The organism is Bradyrhizobium sp. MOS003, from assembly GCF_003020125.1.
Lineage (GTDB): Bacteria > Pseudomonadota > Alphaproteobacteria > Rhizobiales > Xanthobacteraceae > Bradyrhizobium.
Genome location: NZ_PYFW01000012.1, coordinates 1 through 19,173 on the forward strand (window position 1 = coordinate 1; position 19,173 = coordinate 19,173).

The following is a 19,173-nucleotide window of genomic DNA, read 5'->3' on the forward strand; positions in this document are numbered from 1 at the left end:
CCGTGGGTGCCCGGCCGGCACCCGGTCTTCCCTGCGCCCTCTCCATTCAAGAGGGTGAAGAGATCAAGCAAAGCTCGGGCGAAATCCGCCGCGAGGATGCGATCCCATGTCAGTCATTCAACAACGTCAGTCATTCAACAACGCTCTCGTGCCCCGGACGCGGCGCAGCGTCCCTTCGACGATGCGCCGCAGAGCCGGGGCCCAGCTCGCAGCGCGTGCCATGGCTTGCTGGGTCCCGGCTCTGCGCAGCAACGTAAAGGGCGTTGCAGCGCGTCCGGGACACGAGACTGCTACACCGGCTTGCCCGTATACGGCATCGACGCCGTGAGGCCGCCGTCCACCGGGAACGCCTGTCCATTGACATACGACGCCTCGTCGCTGGCCAAAAACAGGCCCATCGCCGCGAGCTCGTGCGGTTGGCCGGGACGCTTGAGCGGATTGAGCTGGCCGATCTTGTCCTGGGTGCCGCGCTCCTTGGCGCGGTCGAAGATCGGCTTGGTCATTCCGGTTTCGATCAGGCCAGGGCATACCGCGTTGATGCGCACGCCGGTGCCGGTGAGCGAATAAGCGGTGGTCTGCACCAGGCTGATCACGCCGGCCTTGCTCGCGGCATAAGGATGTCCGCTGGCACCGGCCTTCAGGCCCGCGACGGACGCGGTCAGCACGATCGCGCCGGACTGCTGCTTCACCATATGCGGCATCGCATGCTTCACGGCGAGGAACGGCCCGATCAGATTGATGCGCAACACCTCCTGCCATTGCTCCACGGTCTGCTCGCCGAGCGGGACGAGCCCACCGGAGACGCCGGCATTGGCCCAGATCACGTCGAGCCGGCCATGCGCTTTCACCGCCTTGTCGATCACGGCCATCACGTCGGATTCGGAGCCCGCATCCGCGATCATGGCTTCCGCCACGCCGCCGGCCTTCTTCACCTCGTCGACGGTCTCCTTCACCGCCTCGGTGCGATCGACCGCGATCAGCTTGGCGCCCTCCCGGGTGAACAGCAGCGCGGCGGCGCGACCGATGCCGCTGCCGGCGCCGGTGATGATGACGGATTTGCCTTGCAGGCGGCCCATGCGTTTCTCCCTCGGGTGCCTCGCGCGACGCTTGCCGCGCGACGGAATTTCAAACAAGATTTCAAACGGTAAAGTGTCTTGAGACACGTTGCCTACTCACGTACAGCGACATCACAAGGGATGGAAGGGTTTCGATGGCAGCCGAGGACAAGGCGAGGGTGGTCACGACGCGGTGGTGGTGGGTTCGTCACGCGCCGGTACGCAATGATGGTGGCAACATCTACGGGCAGAGCGATCTCGCCTGCGACACCAGCGATACCTACGTGTTCAATGCCGTTGCCAAGGTGCTGCCACGCAAGGCGGTCTGGTATTCGAGCAATCTGATGCGCACGCACCAGACCGCGGAAGCGATCTGGGCGGCCGGCTACCCGAAGCCTGCGTCGATGCCATGGGAAGCGGATCTCGCCGAGCAGAATCTCGGGAAGTGGCAGGGCATGAACCGCGCCGCGTTCATCGCGAGCCGACCCGTCGGCTCGAGCTGGTTCGCCGACATCAACGAGCCCGCGCCCGGCGGCGAGAGCTTCATGGACCTCTACAACCGCACGCGCCGCACCATCGAGCGCATCAACAGCGAGGCGGCCGGCCAGGACATCATCGCGGTCGCGCATGGGGGCACGATCAAGGCGGCGGTCGGCCTCGCGCTCGAGGGCCAGATCGAGCGGGCGCTGTCCTTCGACATCGACAATTGTTCGATCACGCGGCTGGATTATTTCGCGAGTCCTGAGCGCTCGGTCTGGCGGTTGCCGATGGTCAACCAGCAGCCCTGGATCGCCGACGATGCGCACGCGGCGATGCATCAGCCGGCCGGACCGGAAGTCAAGAAGCTGGCGTGATCCGATCGTCCGTTCAGGCGGGCGCGGCGTAAGCTTGATCAAATCAAAATCGTCCACTGGGAGAAACACATGACCTTGTTCGACATGAAGGGCAAAGTTGCCGTCATCACCGGATCGACGCGCGGCATCGGGCTTGCGATCGCCGAGCGCATGGCCGAGCACGGCGCCAAGGTCGTGATCTCCTCGCGTAAGGCCGACGTCTGCGAGCAGGTGGCCAAGGGCATCAACGACAGATACGGCAAGGGCACCGCGGTCGCGATCGCCGCCAACATCTCGTCGAAAGAGAATCTGCAAAACCTGGTCGACGAGAGCAACCGCGCCTTCGGCAAGATCGATGTGCTGGTCTGCAACGCTGCCTCGAACCCGTATTACGGCCCGCTCGCCGGCATCTCCGACGATCAGTTCAGGAAGATCCTCGACAACAACATCGTCGCCAACAACTGGCTGATCTCGATGGTGGTGCCGCAGATGATCGAGCGCAAGGACGGCTCCATCATCATCGTCTCCTCGATCGGCGGTTTGAAAGGCTCGACCATCCTCGGCGCCTATGCGATCTCCAAGGCCGCCGACATGCAGCTCGCGCGCAACCTTGCTTGCGAATACGGCAAGGACAACATCCGCGTGAACTGCATCGCGCCCGGCCTGATCAAGACCGACTTCGCCAAGGCGCTGTGGGATAACCCGGACAACCTGAAAGCCTCGACCGCACGCTCGCCGCTCTTGCGCATCGGCATTCCCGACGAGATCGCCGGCGCAGCGGTGTTCCTGGGGTCCAAGGCTGGAGACTTCATGACCGGCCAGACCATGGTGATCGACGGCGGCGCGACGATCAGCTGAAGGGCCGGCCTCGACGGCGCAGGGGCATGGGGAGCGGAACCAACCCCATGCCGGGCCGTTAGACCGCGCAGTCCTGGGGCATGACGCCGGGACCAGAAGCGAGTCCGATGATCTCTCCGGTGATCAAGCCGCAATCGACCGACGACGTCTCCGCAATCGTCGTCACGGTCGGCGTGGCGATCCTGAGCATCATCATCATCGCGGCGCTTTATCTTGGACGGGAGATCTTCGTCCCCGTCGCGCTCGCGATCCTGCTGAGCTTCGTCCTCGCTGCGCCCGTCAGGCTGCTCCAGCGTCTTCATGTCCCGCGCGCCGCTGCGGTGGTCGCGGTCGTGCTGTTCGCCTTCGCGGTGATCTTCGCGCTCGGCAGCGTGATCGCAACGCAGCTCAACGGGCTGGCCGGCGATCTGCCGAAGTACCAGACCACAATCCTCTCCAAGATCCAGTCGGTGCGCGGCGTCGCCGGCGGCAGTTCCACGCTGGAGCGGGCCGCAGAGATGCTGCAGGACCTCGGCAAGGAGCTCGACAAGCCCAAATCCGTGGCGCCGGCCAATCCGCTGACCTCAGGCCCGGCTGCCAAAACCGGCGTCAAGCCGGTCCCGGTCGAGGTGCTGCAGCCCGATCCCGGCGCGCTCGAGAGCCTGCGCTCGCTGATCGCACCCCTGGTATCGCCGCTGGCGACGACGGGGATCATCGTGATCTTCGTGATCTTCATCCTGATCCAGCGCGAAGACCTGCGCAATCGCCTGATCAGGCTGGCCGGCTCTCATGACCTGCAGCGTACCACCGCGGCACTCGACGACGCCGCGGCAAGACTGAGCCGGCTGTTTCTCAACCAGCTCATGCTCAATACCGGATTCGGCGTGTTGATCGGTAGCGGCCTGTGGTTGATCGGGATTCCCAGCGCCGCGCTGTGGGGCATTCTCGCGGCCGTGCTGCGCTTCGTGCCCTATATCGGTGCGATCATCGCGGCCGCGTTCCCGCTCGTCCTCGCCGTCGCGGTCGATCCGGGCTGGTGGATGCTGGCCTGGACCGCGGCACTGTTCTTCGTCATCGAACCCCTGGTCGGGCATGTGGTGGAACCGCTGTTGTATGGCCGCACCACCGGCCTGTCGCCGGTGGCGGTCGTCGTCTCCGCGACGTTCTGGACCGCGCTGTGGGGGCCGATCGGGCTGGTGCTCGCAACGCCTCTCACCGTGTGCCTGGTCGTGCTGGGGCGTCACGTCGAACGGCTCTCCTTCCTCGACGTCATGTTCGGCGATCGTCCGGCACTCGCGCCTCCCGAAATTTTCTATCAGCGCATGCTGGCGGGCGATCCGACCGAAGCGGCCGAGAAGGCCGAACAGTTTCTGAAGGAGCGGTCGCTTTCGGCCTATTACGACGAAGTGGCGATCAAGGGCATGCAGCTCGCCCAATCGGACTTCGACCGCGCCGCGCTGGACCAGACGCGCCTCGCTCGCATCCGCGACACGGTGATCGAATTCGTCGACGATCTCTCGGACCAGGATGACGGCCCCCCCGTAGGGCAGGTCGCAGATGCCGAGGTGGTCGATGCGATCGAGACCGTCGCGCCTTCCAGCGATCAGCCGGACATCCCGGTGCTGGATCCGGAAGCGGTCGCGGACCGATTCCGCGGCGAACATGCCGTGCTTTGCATCGGCGGCCGGACCATGCTCGATGAGGCTGCTGCCATCATGCTCGCGCAGCTCTGCCGTGCGCACGGCGTTGGCAGCCGCGTCGAGGGTCCCGAAGCGCTGTCGACGGCCAACATCTTCCGCCTCGAGACGGCGGGGGTGGCGCTCGTCTGCCTGAACTACATCGGCATCACCAGCCCCGCGCATCTGCGCTATGCGGTGCGGCGGCTCCGGCGCAAGCTGCCCGGCGCCGCCATCATGATCGGATGCTGGGCCGAAGGGGTTGCCAATATCGACGAGCTGCGCGAGACCGCCAAGGCAGATCTGTTCGCCACCTCTCTGCGCGAAGCGACGCAGATCATCGTCTCGACGGCGCAGGGCGACGATCGCATTGTCTCGCCGGAGGCGTCGGTTCGACAGGCCAGCGCCTGAACGCGCGCTACTCCACCGCCGCGTAGACGAGGTCCCGCACCAGTGTCCGCGTGTAATCGCGCTGGCCCGGGCCCTGGCTCATGAACACCGCGAACAGATCCTCCTTCGGATCAATCCAGAAGAACGTGCCGGCAATGCCGCTCCAGAAATACTGGCCGACGCTGCCGGGGAAGGGTGCGATGCCGGCCTCGCGGCGCACCGCGAAGCCGAGGCCGAAACCGTGGCCGGGCGAGAGCAGCGTGCCGTTGGTCACGACGTGTGGACCGAGGTGATCGGACGCCATCAGCTCCAGCGTCTTGCGGCCGATGATCCTGTGGCCGTCCAGCGTGCCGCCGTTGCGCAGCATCAGGCAGAAGCGCGCATAGTCCATCGTGGTCGAGACCAGGCCGCCGCCGCCGGACTCCATCACCGGCTGTTCGTGCATGTTGAACAGCGCGACCTTGTCGCCGGTCCATGGATCGGCCGCGAACGGCTCGGCGAGCCGGCCCGCATTGGCCTCCGAGGTCGAGAAGCCCGTCTCGGCCATCTGCAGCGGCGCGAGCACGCGCTCGGTGAGGAACGCGCCGAGCGACTTGCCGCTGACGACCTCGATGATGCGGCCGAGGATGTCGGTAGAGCGGCTGTAGTTGAATTCCGCGCCGGGCTGGCAGACCAGCGGGAAGCTCGCGACCAGGGCGGCGTGCTCGGCGTTGGTGATCTTGCGGCTGCGGACGCGGGACTCCTGGTAGAGCTTGTGGACGGGGCCGTCGCCCTGATGCTCGTAGGTCAGGCCCGAGGTGTGGCGCAGCAGGTCCTGCACCGTCATCGGTCGCGCCGGCGGCACCAGCTCCAGCTTGCCGTCCTTGACGATGCCGACCTGCTGGCTGGCAAACTCGGGGATGAACTTGGCGACGGCATCGCTGAGCAGGAGGTGGCCGTCCTCGACCAGCGCCATGATGGCGACCGAGACGATCGGCTTGGTCATCGAGAAGATCCGGAAGATCGAATCCCGCGTCATCGGCGCTGCGCCCGCCGGGCTCTGCCTGCCGAGTGCCTCGAACCAGCCGATCTGGCCGCGGCGGGCCACAAGCACGGTCACCCCGGGGACGGTTCCCTTGTCGATCTCGCGCTGGAAGGCATCCGACATGGCCTGGAGGCGCGGACGCGACAGCCCAAGCGTCTCCGGGCGCGCCTCCGGCAGGGGCGGGGTGGACGGCGCGATGGCGGCCTGCGGGGCGGCTTGGGCGTTCATGGGGGCTCCCGACTGTTGTTTTTGGTTGGCCGGGAAAGTGTGGCTCACAAGCTCCGTAAAGAACAGATGCATTCGGCGCGGTGACCTCTGCATCGGACGCTCGGCATTGGCGCCGTGCCCGAAAATACAATTCGGGGTAGACGGAAGCGGGCGGAACACCCTATTTTTGGGCGGGCTGAGATTGGGTTAGGGGACTGGGGGCGTTGTTGAGATTGCTGCTGGGACTGGCGCGCATCGTTGCGCTGGGCGGGTTGCTTTTGCTTGCGGGCTGCGTAACCGCCAATAATTCTCTGTCGCCGAACGACATAGCCAGCATGAAGCTGGCCGGCGTTGCGGTCAGTTTTGCACCGGATGCCCGCATACAGTGGGAGGACGGTCTCCGCGCCTATGCGGACTCGAAGGCGGTCAGCCTGGAACAGGCGGCAACAATGGCCGACACTCCGGAAGCCAAGGCTTTCGTCCAAGGCCTGCTGACGCCGCGGATCAAGGCCGGCGTCGAACAGGTCCTAGCCTCTCGGCTGGCGGGCACGCGGCCGGTGCGGCTCGACATCCGCGTGAAGAGCCTGCTGTTTCCGTCGGCCATTCAGCGTGTCGTGATCGGCGGCCATCGCGGCATGATCGCCGACGCCAACCTCGTCGATGCCCGAACCGGCGCGCTGATCCTTGCTTATCCCGAGCTGAACGCGTCGCTCTACACCGGGCAGGGGATCGTTGGGGCGGCGGTGCAGGCAGCTATCGACAACAACGCGACGCAAACCCCGGTGGACAAGGTGAGCGTGCGCTACGGGGAAATCTACCGGAACTGGCTGCTGAAAGACGGGGTCTAGCGCGAAGTCCGCGCGTGGCGCTCGCTTCGCTCTTGCAATCCGGCCGTCCTCTGTGCTTGAAAGCGGCCCTGATCCGAAGCGGCGACGTGAGGGTCTGTAGGAGTGTAGCTCAATTGGTAGAGCACCGGTCTCCAAAACCGGGGGTCGCAGGTTCGAGCCCTGCCACTCCTGCCAGTCAAATCAACCACTTAAGTTAGATGCTGGCAGGATAGGGACGAGGCGTCCCGCGGGCGAATCGCCACGCGTCAGCCCATCTCACCACGCCCGAGCCTATCCGCTTGAAGCTCGGGTCGGCAGGCCAGGCGGGCCTAGCGCGCCGGGGCCCGCTCCGCGTCATCGGGGATTTGGCTGAGGTCGACGTGCCGGATGGGAACGCGGCGCAGCAGCGATACGACGGTGCCGCCGAGCTCGAGATAGGTGCGCAACCGCAGCGCGCGGGACGACCCCTTCAGCTCCGCGTTCAGGCTCACGGGCACCTGCACGTAGGTGAGGCCGAGCTGGAGCAGCGATATCAGGGCGCAGATCTGATAGCCGTAGCCGTCGGCCTTGACCGCGATCTGGCGCAGCCATTTCACGGGGTAGACGATCATGCTGTGGTAGTCGGACAGCCAGAAGCCGAACAGGCAGTTCAGGATGAACCGAAGCGAGTGCGACTGCAGCGAGCGGTTGACGGAGCGGTCCGACTGGTTGTCGCGATAGGTGATGACGAGGTCGGCAGCGCCCGCCGCCTTGAACATCTGCGCAATACCCTCGTTCTGGAAGGCGTGATCGCCGGGAATGAGCGTGATGGCATCGAATTTCGCGCGCGACAGGGCGTATTCGAAGCCGGCCCCGACACCGCGCGGCGCGGCGTTGTGCTGCACGACGATGCGCGGCTCGCCGGCCGCGAACTCGTCCATGATCGCACCGGTGGCGTCGGTGCTGCCGTCGTCGATCAGGAAGATCTCGAAATCGTCGAGCAACTCGCGGGCGAGCGGCAACACGCCGTCAATGGTGTCGGCGATCTTGTCCTGCTCGTTCAGTGCAGGGATGACGATCGTAAGTTTCTTAGCCGCCCTCGAAGGTGTCATCTCATGCCGCCTGTTGCCGGCCACTCTGTACTGGTGGAACCCTGCCGCAACTCTAGGTCATCTGGGCGGAGCGAACAATAAGGCGCCCGCAGATATGGGCTGTAGAACCGGCATGACCGCCGACATGTGTGTTTCCGGCAACTATTCGGAAAAATCATAGAGACTGGTATCGCCGATGCCGAAGGCTCGGCGCAGCTGTCCGACGCGGCCTGCCATTTTGCGGCCCGCCGCCGTCGCCGCGAAGCGTGAATCGACCGGTTCTACCAGGCCGCCGTCGACCAGGTTCCTAATTCGTCCCTGGAACAGATCTGGAACCTGCCGTTCGATGATCTCGGACAGCGGAGCCTTCCGCTCGGGCCGGTTGACTATGCTGAGCAGAATCTCCAGGGAAACCGATTTGTACACTGCGCCAAAAGCGAAGACGTAGCCCATCACGCAAAAACCGAAAATCGATGCGGCGTCCCAGTACTGAAATTGCGGGACGAGGAGGATTCCGAGCATCACGCCGAGACCATGGGTGACGATCGCGGCGATCGCGAGCAGGGTGACGGCTCCAACCGACCATCCGCGTGTGCGGGCCATGAGCTGCAAGGCAGGCGACAGCAGGGCGAAGGTGACAGCGGCGAGGAATCCGATAACGAAGGACATCGTGGCCTCTCACCCAAGGCCTGTCGACAGACGAACGAGTTTGACGAGGCGCGCGATCGCCACCCCCTTGGCCGTCGGAGCCAGCCTGCCGTCTGCCGCGATCACCATCCCAGCGCCGACCAGGAGTTTCAGGCGGTTGTGCGTGAAAGAGCCGAGATCGCCGCCCTGCATGTAGGCTACCGCCCATTGCCCCAGGGTGAGGGGACGTTCCGCCTTAACGAGTGCCGTGAGCAGCGTCAGCGTGAAGCCCCAGGCCAGCAGGCTGAACAGGATGTAGCAAAACATCATCGCGGTCGCGAGCAGGAAGAGGCCGCCAAGCACGTCGTCGAAATGGCGTTGACCGGGAAGCATGAGACAGGCGATCGCGTAGAGGGCCAGGATGCTGACGGAGCCGAGCCGAAAGCGGCGGCCGGATCCGCCGGTGGCGGCGATGCGCGCATAGCACAGCAACAGCAGCGGCAGCGCGACACTGAGACCAATCGCAGCGGCTTGCGCCGGGCCCGGTAGCATGTTCATCGCGGAAAATCGCCCCGGAGGTCTCTCTGGCCAAGCCAGAGCGAAAGTCTATAAAAGGTCGCATTTTTCCGGTCAAGGGAAGCCCATCGTCCCGCCTTGCGAACGTCGCGTAGGCGTGCGATTCCTCGCCGGCGATGCCGTTCCTCCGTCCGAGATACCCCCATTGCTGCGTGCGATAGTCGTCCTCCTCGTCGTGCTGCTGGCTGCGCATGCGCCGATGCTCCTGAACGACGGTCTCTTCATGGACGACTGGCTGGTGCTCAAGCCGCGTCCGGACTATTTCATCGACATCGATTTCCTGCTGAACGGCGCCGGTCATCCGATCTTTTACAGCTACGACAAATTCGCGAACTGGACGGGCGCCCCTGTCGTCGTGATGGTCTCGCTGGCGTTCGCCGGAATCGTCTTCGGCGCAATGTCGCTCGTGCTGACCGCAACGCGTCTCGATCTCCTCGACCGCGCCGAGGCGGTCGGTTTCGCGCTGATCGTCTGGACCTATCCCGGCTATCAGCTGTGGGCGGGCAAGGCGAACGCGGTCTACGTCTTCAGCTTCGGACTGCTGTCGATCGGCGCATGGCTGTTGACGCTGGCCTTCAGCGCCCGCGGTCTGCGCCGCGTGCTGCTGCGCGTGGCCTGTGCGCTCGTGTTCCTGCTCAGCTTCGCACTCAACTCGACGATCGTGCTCTATGCCTTCGTCGTGCTTGGTCTCTTCGTTGCGATATGGCGGGGCGGCAAGGCGGCCGACGGCTTGGTTCGCCGCACATGGCTCGCATCCTGGCGCTGCGCCCTGTTCTATCCGGAATTGATCGTGCTGCCTCTGATCTACTGGGGCACGCTCAATATCCGGTTCAAGCGGATCGGCGTCTACACGCAGCACTATGACGCCCATCTCCCGAGCTTGCGCGAATTGGCTGGGGGATGGTTGGCATTTTTCATCACAGGCTATAGGGACGTCGTAGCGCACGCGTTGCGCGCGGCGATCGCGGTCCCGTTGCTGTTCATTTTGGCTGCGGTGCTCGTCGGCATTGTCTTGCTGCTGCGTGCCGACACGAAGCCGATCACGTCCAGACTCGCGATCGCCTTGCCGCTCGTGCTCGCGGTGGTCTTGTTCCTCGCATTGTCGTCGCCCTATCTGATCGCCGGCCTGCGGCCGTCGTCCACGCATTTCTACGAGAGCCGTCATCTGCTGATGTTCGGCGTGCCGTCGGCGCTGGTGTTTCTCGCATTCAAGCGGCTGGCCGGACGTTGGACCACGCCCAGCGTCGCCTTTGCGATCATGTTCGGATCGGGCCTGATCCTGTCGATCGGCATGCTGTGGAGCGACTACGTCTTCATGCAGGCGAGGACGCTGAAGCAGGAGGCCCTGACGCGCGATCTTGCCGGCCGGACCCAGCCCGCGGCGACGGTCTATGCGCTCGATGACGGCTTTGTCGACTACCCGTCACGGCACGTCCCGTTCGGCCTCGCCGAGGTCACCGGCATGCTCCGCCTTGCCTGGGGCAATCAGCCATTCTTCGGATTCGCGCTGCGCGCGGAACGGCCCGACATCCTTCGGGGAATGAACGAGGCGCGGACGGCTCCGGGAAGCGCGTTCCATCATTTCGATCCGACGGGGCCGCAGGCGACGATCTCGTTCCAGCCGGGGCCGGGAGCCGCACCGAACCAGACCTTGGTGCGGAAATACTATGCGTGCAGGCTGCTGGCACGCTGCGATGTTGCGGAGTTCCTGGCGCAGCTGGCGCAGGTCAACATCAAGCTTGGACCCATCTCGGGCATCCTGCCGCTCGAGAAGGATGTCGCGCCTAGCCGCTAGAGCGCTGTTTCCCAGACGGTCTCCGCAAGCGCGATGTCGGTCACCGAATCCGCGCCGGAGGCCAAGGGCACGCCTCGTGCGGCGACATCGGACACGAAGGCGTCGGCCTGGCGCCGGAATGCCCAGCTCGTCTCACCCGCCAGGTGCGTGCTCTGACCATCGTGCTGGACGATGACCTTCGTCTCTTGCTTGGCAAAGGGGGGAGGTAATTCCAAGGTCACTGCGCCGCGCTCAAAGTCGATCGTCAGTCCTTCGCGCCAGGCACCTTCTGATCCGTTCACGAGATCCAGCGTGCATTCGGTGCCGTCGAAATCGAGGATGATGCGCCCGGCACCCGAAGCCTCGATTGCGCTTTCGGCAACCGTCGGCGACGATCCGAGCAGGTAGCGAGCCAGATTGATGATATGGGAGAAGACGTTCAGAAAATTGTCGTAGCCGGGACGCATCGCCCGCGGCATCCAGTCGGGACCATCCTGCCAGAGTTCGATCCCGTCGGGTCGCGCCTCGCCGGTCATCACGAAATTGTCGTGCGAGCGGCCGGTGTCGCCGCCGAAGCACCAGCCTCTTGCCCGGACGATGCGTCCGAGCGACCGGTCGTTGCGCAAACGCGCCAAAACCTGCAGCGCCCGTGCCACGCCGGCATCGTGACGCTTCATGTAGCCGATACCGTAGACGAGGTCTTGCCGCCGCGCAGCTTCGACCAGCGAACTGGCCTGGGCCGTCGTGTAGGCCATCGGCTTTTCCGACAGCACGTGCCGGCCGCTGTTCAACGCGTCCATCACGATTGGGCCCGTGGCGCGACGCTTGGTCACGACCACGACGGCGGACACCGCGCTGTCCGCGAGCAACTCGCGGTGCGTGCCGTAGACCCGGGGGATGCCGAATTTTTGCGCCGCGGCGGCAGCGAGGTCGGGCCGGAGATCGGCAATCGCGACGACGCGGCAGGCGGGATTGGCAGCGAAATTGGCGAGGTGGCACATCTGGCCGACCATGCCCGTTCCGATGATGCCAATGCCTGGCTTCACTGGCTACGATCCCTTAGCGCTTCCGGACCACGAGGAAATGCGCCGGCTGTCCCCAGGTGTTGATGAAGGCCGGATCCGCCTGGGTGAGGGCGGCGACCGCGGCCGCATCCCGTCGCCCGATCGCGCCAAAGATGCGATGGAAGCTGTCGAGTGTCGCCATGATGGCTTCGATGTCGGCGGTATCGTCGGCGAGGATGTCCGCGGTGCGGATTGTCTCACGCAGGGCCGCAAGGCCCGAGATGGCGCGCGGCAGGTTCGCACCGAAGGGATCGTCGATCATGCCATCGACGTCGAGAACCAGCGCCTCGATCGATGCCGAGATTGCCTGCACGGCGTCGGCCTTGCCGACCAGATAGAGCTTTCGTCCGCCGAGGAAGCTCAGGCGGCTGCGGTCGAGATGGCGTCTGGCGCGATGCAGCTTCTCGTCGCCGGACAGCACCTTTTTGTGCCAGTAGATATCCAGGCTGTCGCGATAGGCCGGCCATGCCGAATGGACGTCGAAGCCCTGCTGATCCGCCGCCGCGCACAAGCCGGCCGCGTCGAGGAAGTAGCGATGCCGGACGAACGGATTTTCCAGCACGTCCATCAGCCAGGATTCGAAGCTGCGGGTGTGCGGAATGCTGTCCCACTTCGCCTCGAACAGCATCTTCGCCGTGTCGAGCGCGGCGCGACCGCTCAACGCCTTGCCGGCCGCATGAATCGCCTTGAGCGCGAGCTCGAAGAAGCCGCCATAGCGCTCGTAATAGGACACGACGGCATAACCGTCGGGATTGAGCAGCCGATGGAAGATGTCGAGCCATTTTTCGCTCGGCTGTACCGTGTAGATGAAGCCCTCGGCATCGATGATGTCGAAGCGGCGATTGCTGCTGAAGCCCTCGACGTCGGCGAGTGCGAGTTCGCGGAGACGCTGAGTGAGGCCGAAATGCGCGAAGTAGGCTTCGATTTTCGGGTGTGCATGCCGGTTCGGCTCGGCGAGCGTCATGTTCGCGCCCCAACCGGCGAACACCAGCGCGTTCTCGCCGGAATCAGGGCCGAATTCGAGCACGTCGGCATCGCGGAACAGCCGCGGCGACAGCACCAGCTTGTCCGAAAACAGCTCGCGCCGCTGGCTGGCGTAGGCCTCTAGCTCGGTGGACGATTTGAAATTCCCGAACGTCGGCAGGACATCCTGGCGTTCGTAATAGTTGAAGAGCTTGTCCTCAGCCATGCTGCGACCTTAGCGCCGCCTCGAGACGGTCGAGCTCGCTCCAGATGTCGTTCGGCGCGAAGATCGAAACGATCTCGAGCGGACGCTTCACACTCTCGCGCAGCCGGCCGGAGACCTTGGCCTCGTTCTCCTCGTTCACGGCCAGAAGACAGACGAGGGGACCCGACTTGCCGGCGAGATCCTCGGGCGCGCGGATGGGAATGCCGGTGCCGGGCAGGAACAGCCCCTGGCGCTCTTTCTGGTCGTCGACCGAGAGGTCGACGAGATCCGCCAGCTCGTGAGCGTTGGTGAAGGTGCAGGCGCGGCAGCCGGCGCCGTAGATGGCGATTTCGGCGCCGTTGGCGCGGGCCTTCGCGAGAATCGGGCGGAGACTTGCACCGTACTCGCGTGCGCGCTGACCGAATTTCTCGCCGACGCCGGATGGCGCGGGCGGCGGCGTCACGGCGCCCTTGGCACGGCGGGCGGCGATCGCGAGGCTGCCGCCGCTGAAATTGTATTTCTTCACCGACACCGCCTCGAAGCCGTGGCGCGCCAGCAGCGCGAGCAGGGTCGGTTCGGTGAAGTAGCTGACATGCTCCTCCCAGAGGACCGAGAGGTCTCCCACCGCCGAGCCGGGAGCGAAATCGGGCACGTCGATGAACAGCAGACCGTCATCGCTGAGCGCGATCTTCACGCAGTCGAAGAAGTTCTCGAAATCGACGATATGCTCCAGCACCTGGCGCGATATGACGAGGTCGAACTTGCCGGATTGAGCGACAGCATCGTGGGCCATCTCCGGGCTGAGCATGTCGGCATAGACCTTGATGCCGCGCTCGCGGGCGATCTTGCCCGACACCGGATTGGGCTCGACGCCGACCATGACCTTGGTGCCGCGCTCGCGCAGCTTGTCCATGAACAGGCCGTCGTTGCATCCGATCTCGAACACGGACTGATGCCTGGAGAATTTCGCAATGGTGTCGAGCTCGTCCGCCTGATGCGGCTCCGGCTTCCAGCTGCTGAAATTGTAGTTGAACTGCCGATACAGAATGTCGGGATCGATCGGCTTGACGATCTGCGGCAGACCGCAATCGCCGCAGGCCAGCACCTCGAACGGATATCGTTCATCCTGCTCGTTTCGGCTGCGCCGAAGCCGATGCGCTATCGGCATCAGCCCGAGGTCGATGACCGGACGCAGATTGGTGGAATGGCAAAGGCGGCAATGATCGGTCACGGCTTGAACTCTTTGCAGGAAAACAAGGGAACGTCGGCGCCCCAAGGCGATATGCGGCGCAGTTGAAGCCTATATAGCGCCGCAGGCCGTGCCACAATTCTTAAGTTGTGCAGGGCGTTGTATTCACAACCCTGGAGGTCCCTCGAAAGCTGGTACCCCCTGGCCTTCGTTGCGGGCTTTCCACTTGCCGAACCTGCCACGGAACCAGCGCGAAGCACGACCTAATGGCAAGTCATGAGCTGATCGAGGGCCGTGACGTCCGCACGCTGGCCGTTTGGAGCCAGATGGTGCTTCACCACCTCGAACGGCTCGATCCCGTAGGCCTGTCGGTAGATGTCTTTCGATCTCGTCCGTAGCGCGGATATGCCCGCCGCAGCTTCGGGCCTCAGTGTTGGACCGCCATCCTTCCACGTCAACATCCAGTAGTTCGGCGTCTCGCTATGCAGAGCGAACCGCTTCTCCAGCTCAGCGCTCTGAAAGAGGTCGGAGAAACCGTTGAGCCAGAAATCGCAATTCTGCTTCTGAACATAGAACAGCTTCACGCCGAGTGATCGAAGGGAGGCTTCGGCCGTATCGGCGGTCCCAAGTGCGATGTTCGTGAAGTTGCGCGCGACGTCACTTTGATAGGTGTGGATGATCTTGCCTCGCGTGAGTAGCGGCGAGAAATAGCAGGGCACCATGGCGCGGTAGCCGTTGAGGGGGAGAATGCGATCGGAGCCCGTCGATTGCTGCAGTTCGTCGCAGCGCTGCCAGTTCAGGCTGACGCGCGGCATCTCGATGAGGGAGCGGCCGCGGGCCGCAAAAGCGATGGCTCCGTCGTCCCTGAAGCTCTGCCAAGGATACGTGGTCGTCATCCAGGCGCAAGCGGCGAGCAGCGCCAAAATGGCGACATTGGGTGCGAAGCGCCCGACGAACCAGGATGGCACCAGCCAGCGCACGATGACGAGCCCCCAGAACGCGATCGCGGCGGCCGCGAGCGGGAACAGCGCGTTGACGTGAATGGATAGCCTGATCAGGCTCGGAATGTTCAGCGTCATGTCCAGCAGCCGCACGCTGGCCACATAGGCGATCACGATGAAGACGCCAGCAATGCTAGGCAGGGCGCGCGATTTCGAGACGCCCGAGCGATCCGTAAAAAACTTCGAATCAAGGAAAGAGATCGCGCAAGTCGTCGCGGTGATCAGAGCTGCAACCAGCAGGACGGATTTGGCCTGTCTGATGAAGGCGACCACTCCCGACTTGCTGAGGAAGTCGGTGACCTCCAGCGACTGCGACAGCACGAAGAAGTCGAGAATATCCAGGCTACCGAACTGCGAGAAACGCTCGACCGATGCGATCTTTCGAAAGAGCGCGTACGGGTTGGTCGCGGGGATTCCGAGATAGAGATAGTTGATGGAGAAGGCCAGGATGCACCCGGCAACCGCTCCAAATCCGAGCAACAGGCTGGTGACGAGGCCGGATCGGTCGCGCTGAAGAACTTTGGTGAACACGCCCAGCGACGAAATCAGGAACACGAAGGCTGCATAGAGCGGATAGGAGGCGGCGACGGCAAGTCCGCAAATGCCGGCAGCAAGCCGGTCGCGTGTCTGGGACGATCGGATGACGACCAGCAGGAAATAGACGAAGAATGCCGCTGTCTGCAGATGGTATTTGCCGAACTCCATGATGTAGAGGCCGGCCTTGACGCTCGGCATCGTGCGGGGCCACGCCAGGCCAAGGATCGCCACACCGAGTGCAATCGGTATCGCCGCGTCTTCCCATCGGCGTCCCAGAGCCTGCAACGGCAGAACGATGCGGGCGAGCTCGAAAATGACCGCGCCGATGCCGACGAAGTAGAGAAACGAAAGGATCTGGGCGACATGAGGCGGAAGAAACGTGGCCATCAACAGATGCAGCCCGTTTCCGTGACCGATCTCGAAGTCGGAGAAGATAGGGTTGTCGGCCGCAAGCCAGATGCTGTGATTTCTCGCAACCTCCGCAAGATACGGGGCATAGAGCTGCTGAACGTCGGTCGAAATGACGTCGGGTATGACGGCGCGATCGAGGAACACCGTCGCCAGAAGCCAAAAACCCATCAACGACGTTGCGGCCAGCGGCAGGGTTAGCGCAAGTTTCTCCGGCTTGGCGAAGCTGCGGCTATCCCACAGCAGCACCACCGTCGCAAGTCCGAGAACGATCTGCGGGTACAGGATCGAGAGAGCGCCGAAGCCAAATCCCGTCAGGATGAGCGTCGCTGCGCCGACAAAGAACTCGTCGACGCGCTGAGTGGGCTCATGCTTGATGAGCGAGAACGTCAGGCGTCCGGTGGCCATGATGAGCCAGCCGAGATACGGCGTCAGGACGATCCAGGCGAGGACGTAAAATCGCGTCGTCCAGCCGCCATCGAACAGCAGCGCACGGTAGGTCCCGGTTCGGTTCACGAACCAGATGGAAAGCGCCGCGGGCACGAAGATGAGGACACGCGGCCACCACGTTTCGATGATGGCACGCAAACCCAGCTCGCCAGCCGCCATCGTTTGATCTTGCCCTGGATTGTTCATGCTAAACCGGCGCTGCATCTGTTCGTTCGGCGATGGCCCGCGCCTGGTCGGGAGTGAAGCCGGCGCGCTCGGGCGCGATCAGCCATACCAGTCCGCCGAACAGCCCGACGATCAGGCCGCCGAGGCCTAGCAAGACCGATATCGCGAGCGCTTTGTCGGATGCAATTCCAGCCAGACCAAGCGCACCGATCATTGCGCCTTCGCGCACGCCCCAGCCTCCGATCGAGATGGGGACGGCAGAAGACAAGATGACGAGCGGAATCAGCACAAAGGCGCCGAGTGGAGAGAGTGGCGCTTGCAGTCCGACCGCAAGGACATAGCAGGTCGTGACGGTGATCAGGTGAACGACAATGGCGGATCCAATCAACATGGCTCGCCCCTTCACCGCCAGCAACGGGGCTCTGACCAGGATCACGAATTGCACGACTTTGGCCGGCACGGCCGAGAGCAAACGCGGTGGCCACCAATCCAGCGTCATGAGCGCGATTGCACCGAGGCATGCAGCCGCCAGAATGGTCAGGATCGCGAAAAGGAGCGAGCTGTCTCGGACGAGAGGCAGCAGGAACGGCATTCCTGCCAGGACGATGAGGCCGAGGGCCAGCAGGGCCAAAAAGCGATCGGCCACGATGCTGCCGATCGTTTGCGACCATTGCACGCCCTGACGCCGCAGCATCCAGATCCGGACCGCATCGCCGCCCGCGGGCAATACCTGATTGAAAAAGGTGCTGACGATGAGAATGCGCCAGCCGGGCAGCCAACTCAACGGGACGTCCATGGCGCGGAGGATCAATATCCAGCGGTGGCACAGCACGAACGTCTGGGCGAACAGCAGTAGCACCGCAAGCGCCAGCACGCTCGGATCGACGGCAAGCAGATCCGTTTTCAGCGACGACAGGTCCTGGCTACGCAACAGCAACACCAGAATCCCGATCGACACCGCGAACTTGACCAGGGTAACCATTGCTTTTGCTGGCGGCTTCATCGGCTGGTGTTCGTCCTCGATCATTCACGGGTGGGATCGTCGAGCAGCGAGTGTGGTCGAAATCTACCGTTGCGCCAGATGCTCCGCGGCGAGCGCACCAATCCGGGTGACGTAGTCCTGGACCTCGGCGGCGTCGCCGCCATCGGGCGCCCAGTCGGGAAATACCGTGCGTGAGGGATCGAACGGGCCGGCGGTGGTTTCGTGGAACACCAGCCATTCCGAGGTGATCAGGATCGAGTGGAAGACCTTCTCGGGCATTCGGTAATAGCAGCGCTTGCCCTGGCCGTAGGGCGCCATCTCGAGCACGTCGCGAATGCGGCCGTCATCCTCGAAGATCACGACTTGGGCAGTGCCCTCGATCACGTGAAACGATTCAGGTTTGCCGAGATGCTTGTGCGGCCGGACATAGGCCTCGCGGTGATGCACGATCAGCATTTCGTGCAGACCTGACGAGGGATCCGGGTGAGTGCACAGCCGGCTGCGCAGACGCGGGTTGCCGACGGCAATGCGCTTCAGCTCCGCGATCGTGGCGTCGTCCGCCGTGACGATGGCGTCGTCCGAATAGTAGACTTCCGGATTCTGCGCGCGCAGCGATGTCGCCCGGCGCAGGCCGGCTTCATTCGAAGAAGATGAACCCATGGTCGCCCCGATAGCCGCATTTGTCGTAGATCCAGGCCCAGGTGTCCGGGCCGTGGAAGCTCAGGCAGGTGAGCTGCCAGTAGAGCAGGTTCGCCTTCTCGCGCTCGTTGCGGAACGATTCCACCATCAGATATTTCGAGGCGCCGCGTCCGACGCGTTCGATCTCCCGCACCGCGCGGAAGACGTCTTCGAGCGGCAGGTTGTGCAGCACGCCGAGCGATACCACGAGGTCGAAGCCGTGATCGGGGTAGGGGAGCTCGACGGCGCTGCCGACCTGGAGCTGCGGCCGCACCTCCTCCTTGGCATTGGCGATGCCGTAGGCGGAGATGTCGATGCCGGCGATCGTGAGGTCGGGGACGAGCTGGGTGAACTCGTAGAGCAAATAGCCCTTGCCGCAGCCGACATCGAGCACGCTCATGCCGGGCTTGATGCCGTAGCGATCGATCAGGGTCTGGGCGAGCGGGCGCCAGCGTCCGTCATAGCGATAGCCGCCATAGCCGTAACGCCGCTCGCCGTCCCAGTAGTCGCGGCCCCATTGCCGCGCGACGGTGGCGGATTCCGCCTTGTCGTGCTCGACCACGCGCTGAACGTAGTTCCGCCTGGTCGAGGCGTGCATCGGCTGGAGCAGGTTGATCTCGGTCATGGGGGCCAAC

General features: G+C 64.0%; 17 protein-coding genes and 1 tRNA gene. 6 read left to right on the forward strand and 12 right to left on the reverse strand.

Annotation, left to right across the window (positions count from 1 at the left end):
- Positions 1-290: 290 nt before the first annotated feature.
- Entirely contained in the window at positions 291-1,076 is a 786-nt protein-coding gene (locus C7G42_RS31475; protein WP_106952770.1) for an SDR family NAD(P)-dependent oxidoreductase, read from the reverse strand.
- Positions 1,077-1,210: 134 nt separating this feature from the next.
- Between C7G42_RS31475 and C7G42_RS31480 the strand changes: the two genes are divergently transcribed.
- The 3 genes from C7G42_RS31480 (at position 1,211) to C7G42_RS31490 (ending at position 4,812) form a co-directional block, all read left to right on the forward strand.
- The gene (locus tag C7G42_RS31480; RefSeq protein ID WP_199581240.1) at positions 1,211-1,909 is read left to right on the forward strand and encodes a histidine phosphatase family protein; all 699 of its coding nucleotides are present in this window, start codon (positions 1,211-1,213) and stop codon (positions 1,907-1,909) included.
- A 69-nt stretch (positions 1,910-1,978) separates the two neighbouring features.
- Positions 1,979-2,746: an SDR family NAD(P)-dependent oxidoreductase gene (locus C7G42_RS31485; RefSeq protein ID WP_094895418.1), complete on the forward strand. Its 768-nt coding sequence runs from the start codon at positions 1,979-1,981 to the stop codon at positions 2,744-2,746.
- A gap of 107 nt (positions 2,747-2,853) precedes the next feature.
- Positions 2,854-4,812, forward strand: a complete 1,959-nt coding sequence (locus tag C7G42_RS31490; RefSeq protein ID WP_106952772.1) for an AI-2E family transporter — start codon at positions 2,854-2,856, stop codon at positions 4,810-4,812.
- 7 nt (positions 4,813-4,819) lie between these two features.
- Here C7G42_RS31490 and C7G42_RS31495 read toward each other — a convergent pair whose 3' ends face one another.
- On the reverse strand, positions 4,820-6,043 hold the full coding sequence (locus C7G42_RS31495; protein WP_106952773.1) for a serine hydrolase domain-containing protein: 1,224 nt from the start codon (positions 6,041-6,043) through the stop codon (positions 4,820-4,822).
- A gap of 206 nt (positions 6,044-6,249) precedes the next feature.
- Between C7G42_RS31495 and C7G42_RS31500 the strand changes: the two genes are divergently transcribed.
- Complete coding sequence (locus C7G42_RS31500; RefSeq protein WP_106952846.1) at positions 6,250-6,870, forward strand: hypothetical protein; 621 nt, start codon at positions 6,250-6,252, stop codon at positions 6,868-6,870.
- Between the two features lie 98 nt (positions 6,871-6,968).
- Positions 6,969-7,044 (forward strand) — tRNA-Trp (locus tag C7G42_RS31505).
- 134 nt (positions 7,045-7,178) lie between these two features.
- Here the strand turns inward: C7G42_RS31505 and C7G42_RS31510 are convergent.
- The 3 genes from C7G42_RS31510 to C7G42_RS31520 form a co-directional block, all read right to left on the reverse strand.
- Entirely contained in the window at positions 7,179-7,940 is a 762-nt protein-coding gene (locus tag C7G42_RS31510) for a glycosyltransferase family 2 protein (protein ID WP_106952847.1), read from the reverse strand.
- Between the two features lie 141 nt (positions 7,941-8,081).
- Positions 8,082-8,588 (reverse strand): hypothetical protein, encoded by a 507-nt coding sequence (locus C7G42_RS31515; RefSeq protein WP_106952774.1) that lies wholly within the window; start codon positions 8,586-8,588, stop codon positions 8,082-8,084.
- A 9-nt stretch (positions 8,589-8,597) separates the two neighbouring features.
- Positions 8,598-9,104 carry a hypothetical protein gene (locus tag C7G42_RS31520; RefSeq protein ID WP_106952775.1) on the reverse strand — a complete coding sequence of 169 codons (507 nt, stop codon included), beginning with the start codon at positions 9,102-9,104 and terminating at the stop codon, positions 8,598-8,600.
- A gap of 163 nt (positions 9,105-9,267) precedes the next feature.
- On the opposite strand from C7G42_RS31520, the gene C7G42_RS31525 reads away from it, so the two are divergent.
- On the forward strand, positions 9,268-10,917 hold the full coding sequence (locus C7G42_RS31525; RefSeq protein ID WP_245428081.1) for a hypothetical protein: 1,650 nt from the start codon (positions 9,268-9,270) through the stop codon (positions 10,915-10,917).
- Here the strand turns inward: C7G42_RS31525 and C7G42_RS31530 are convergent.
- The 7 genes from C7G42_RS31530 to C7G42_RS31560 all read right to left on the reverse strand — a co-directional run bounded on the left by C7G42_RS31530 (position 10,914) and on the right by C7G42_RS31560 (position 19,163).
- Positions 10,914-11,942 (reverse strand): Gfo/Idh/MocA family protein, encoded by a 1,029-nt coding sequence (locus C7G42_RS31530; protein WP_106952776.1) that lies wholly within the window; start codon positions 11,940-11,942, stop codon positions 10,914-10,916. The genes C7G42_RS31525 and C7G42_RS31530 overlap by 4 nt on opposite strands.
- Before the next feature lie 13 nt (positions 11,943-11,955).
- The gene (locus C7G42_RS31535; protein WP_106952777.1) at positions 11,956-13,149 is read right to left on the reverse strand and encodes a class I SAM-dependent methyltransferase; all 1,194 of its coding nucleotides are present in this window, start codon (positions 13,147-13,149) and stop codon (positions 11,956-11,958) included.
- Positions 13,142-14,359, reverse strand: coding sequence for a class I SAM-dependent methyltransferase (locus C7G42_RS31540; RefSeq protein ID WP_106952778.1), 1,218 nt, complete (start codon positions 14,357-14,359; stop codon positions 13,142-13,144). Before C7G42_RS31540 ends, C7G42_RS31535 begins: the two co-directional genes overlap by 8 nt.
- Positions 14,360-14,580: 221 nt before the next feature.
- Positions 14,581-16,872, reverse strand: coding sequence for a hypothetical protein (locus tag C7G42_RS31545; protein WP_245428083.1), 2,292 nt, complete (start codon positions 16,870-16,872; stop codon positions 14,581-14,583).
- Between the two features lie 28 nt (positions 16,873-16,900).
- On the reverse strand, positions 16,901-17,905 hold the full coding sequence (locus C7G42_RS31550) for a lysylphosphatidylglycerol synthase transmembrane domain-containing protein (RefSeq protein ID WP_245428085.1): 1,005 nt from the start codon (positions 17,903-17,905) through the stop codon (positions 16,901-16,903).
- A 39-nt stretch (positions 17,906-17,944) separates the two neighbouring features.
- Positions 17,945-18,520: a WbuC family cupin fold metalloprotein gene (locus C7G42_RS31555; RefSeq protein ID WP_106952780.1), complete on the reverse strand. Its 576-nt coding sequence runs from the start codon at positions 18,518-18,520 to the stop codon at positions 17,945-17,947.
- A complete protein-coding gene (locus tag C7G42_RS31560) occupies positions 18,498-19,163 on the reverse strand; it encodes a class I SAM-dependent methyltransferase (protein ID WP_106952781.1) in 666 nt (221 codons plus the stop codon). The genes C7G42_RS31555 and C7G42_RS31560 overlap by 23 nt, the downstream gene beginning before the upstream one ends.
- Positions 19,164-19,173: the final 10 nt, after the last annotated feature.

Coding starts and splice junctions, on each gene's coding strand:
- C7G42_RS31550 (WP_245428085.1), bottom strand. CDS start 17,905: ATGATCGAGGACGAACACCAGCCGATGAAGCCGCCAGCAAAAGCAATG.
- C7G42_RS31475 (WP_106952770.1), bottom strand. CDS start 1,076: ATGGGCCGCCTGCAAGGCAAATCCGTCATCATCACCGGCGCCGGCAGC.
- C7G42_RS31490 (WP_106952772.1), top strand. CDS start 2,854: ATGATCTCTCCGGTGATCAAGCCGCAATCGACCGACGACGTCTCCGCA.
- C7G42_RS31515 (WP_106952774.1), bottom strand. CDS start 8,588: ATGTCCTTCGTTATCGGATTCCTCGCCGCTGTCACCTTCGCCCTGCTG.
- C7G42_RS31555 (WP_106952780.1), bottom strand. CDS start 18,520: ATGGGTTCATCTTCTTCGAATGAAGCCGGCCTGCGCCGGGCGACATCG.
- C7G42_RS31480 (WP_199581240.1), top strand. CDS start 1,211: ATGGCAGCCGAGGACAAGGCGAGGGTGGTCACGACGCGGTGGTGGTGG.
- C7G42_RS31545 (WP_245428083.1), bottom strand. CDS start 16,872: ATGGCGGCTGGCGAGCTGGGTTTGCGTGCCATCATCGAAACGTGGTGG.
- C7G42_RS31560 (WP_106952781.1), bottom strand. CDS start 19,163: ATGACCGAGATCAACCTGCTCCAGCCGATGCACGCCTCGACCAGGCGG.
- C7G42_RS31510 (WP_106952847.1), bottom strand. CDS start 7,940: ATGACACCTTCGAGGGCGGCTAAGAAACTTACGATCGTCATCCCTGCA.
- C7G42_RS31520 (WP_106952775.1), bottom strand. CDS start 9,104: ATGAACATGCTACCGGGCCCGGCGCAAGCCGCTGCGATTGGTCTCAGT.
- C7G42_RS31485 (WP_094895418.1), top strand. CDS start 1,979: ATGACCTTGTTCGACATGAAGGGCAAAGTTGCCGTCATCACCGGATCG.
- C7G42_RS31535 (WP_106952777.1), bottom strand. CDS start 13,149: ATGGCTGAGGACAAGCTCTTCAACTATTACGAACGCCAGGATGTCCTG.
- C7G42_RS31495 (WP_106952773.1), bottom strand. CDS start 6,043: ATGAACGCCCAAGCCGCCCCGCAGGCCGCCATCGCGCCGTCCACCCCG.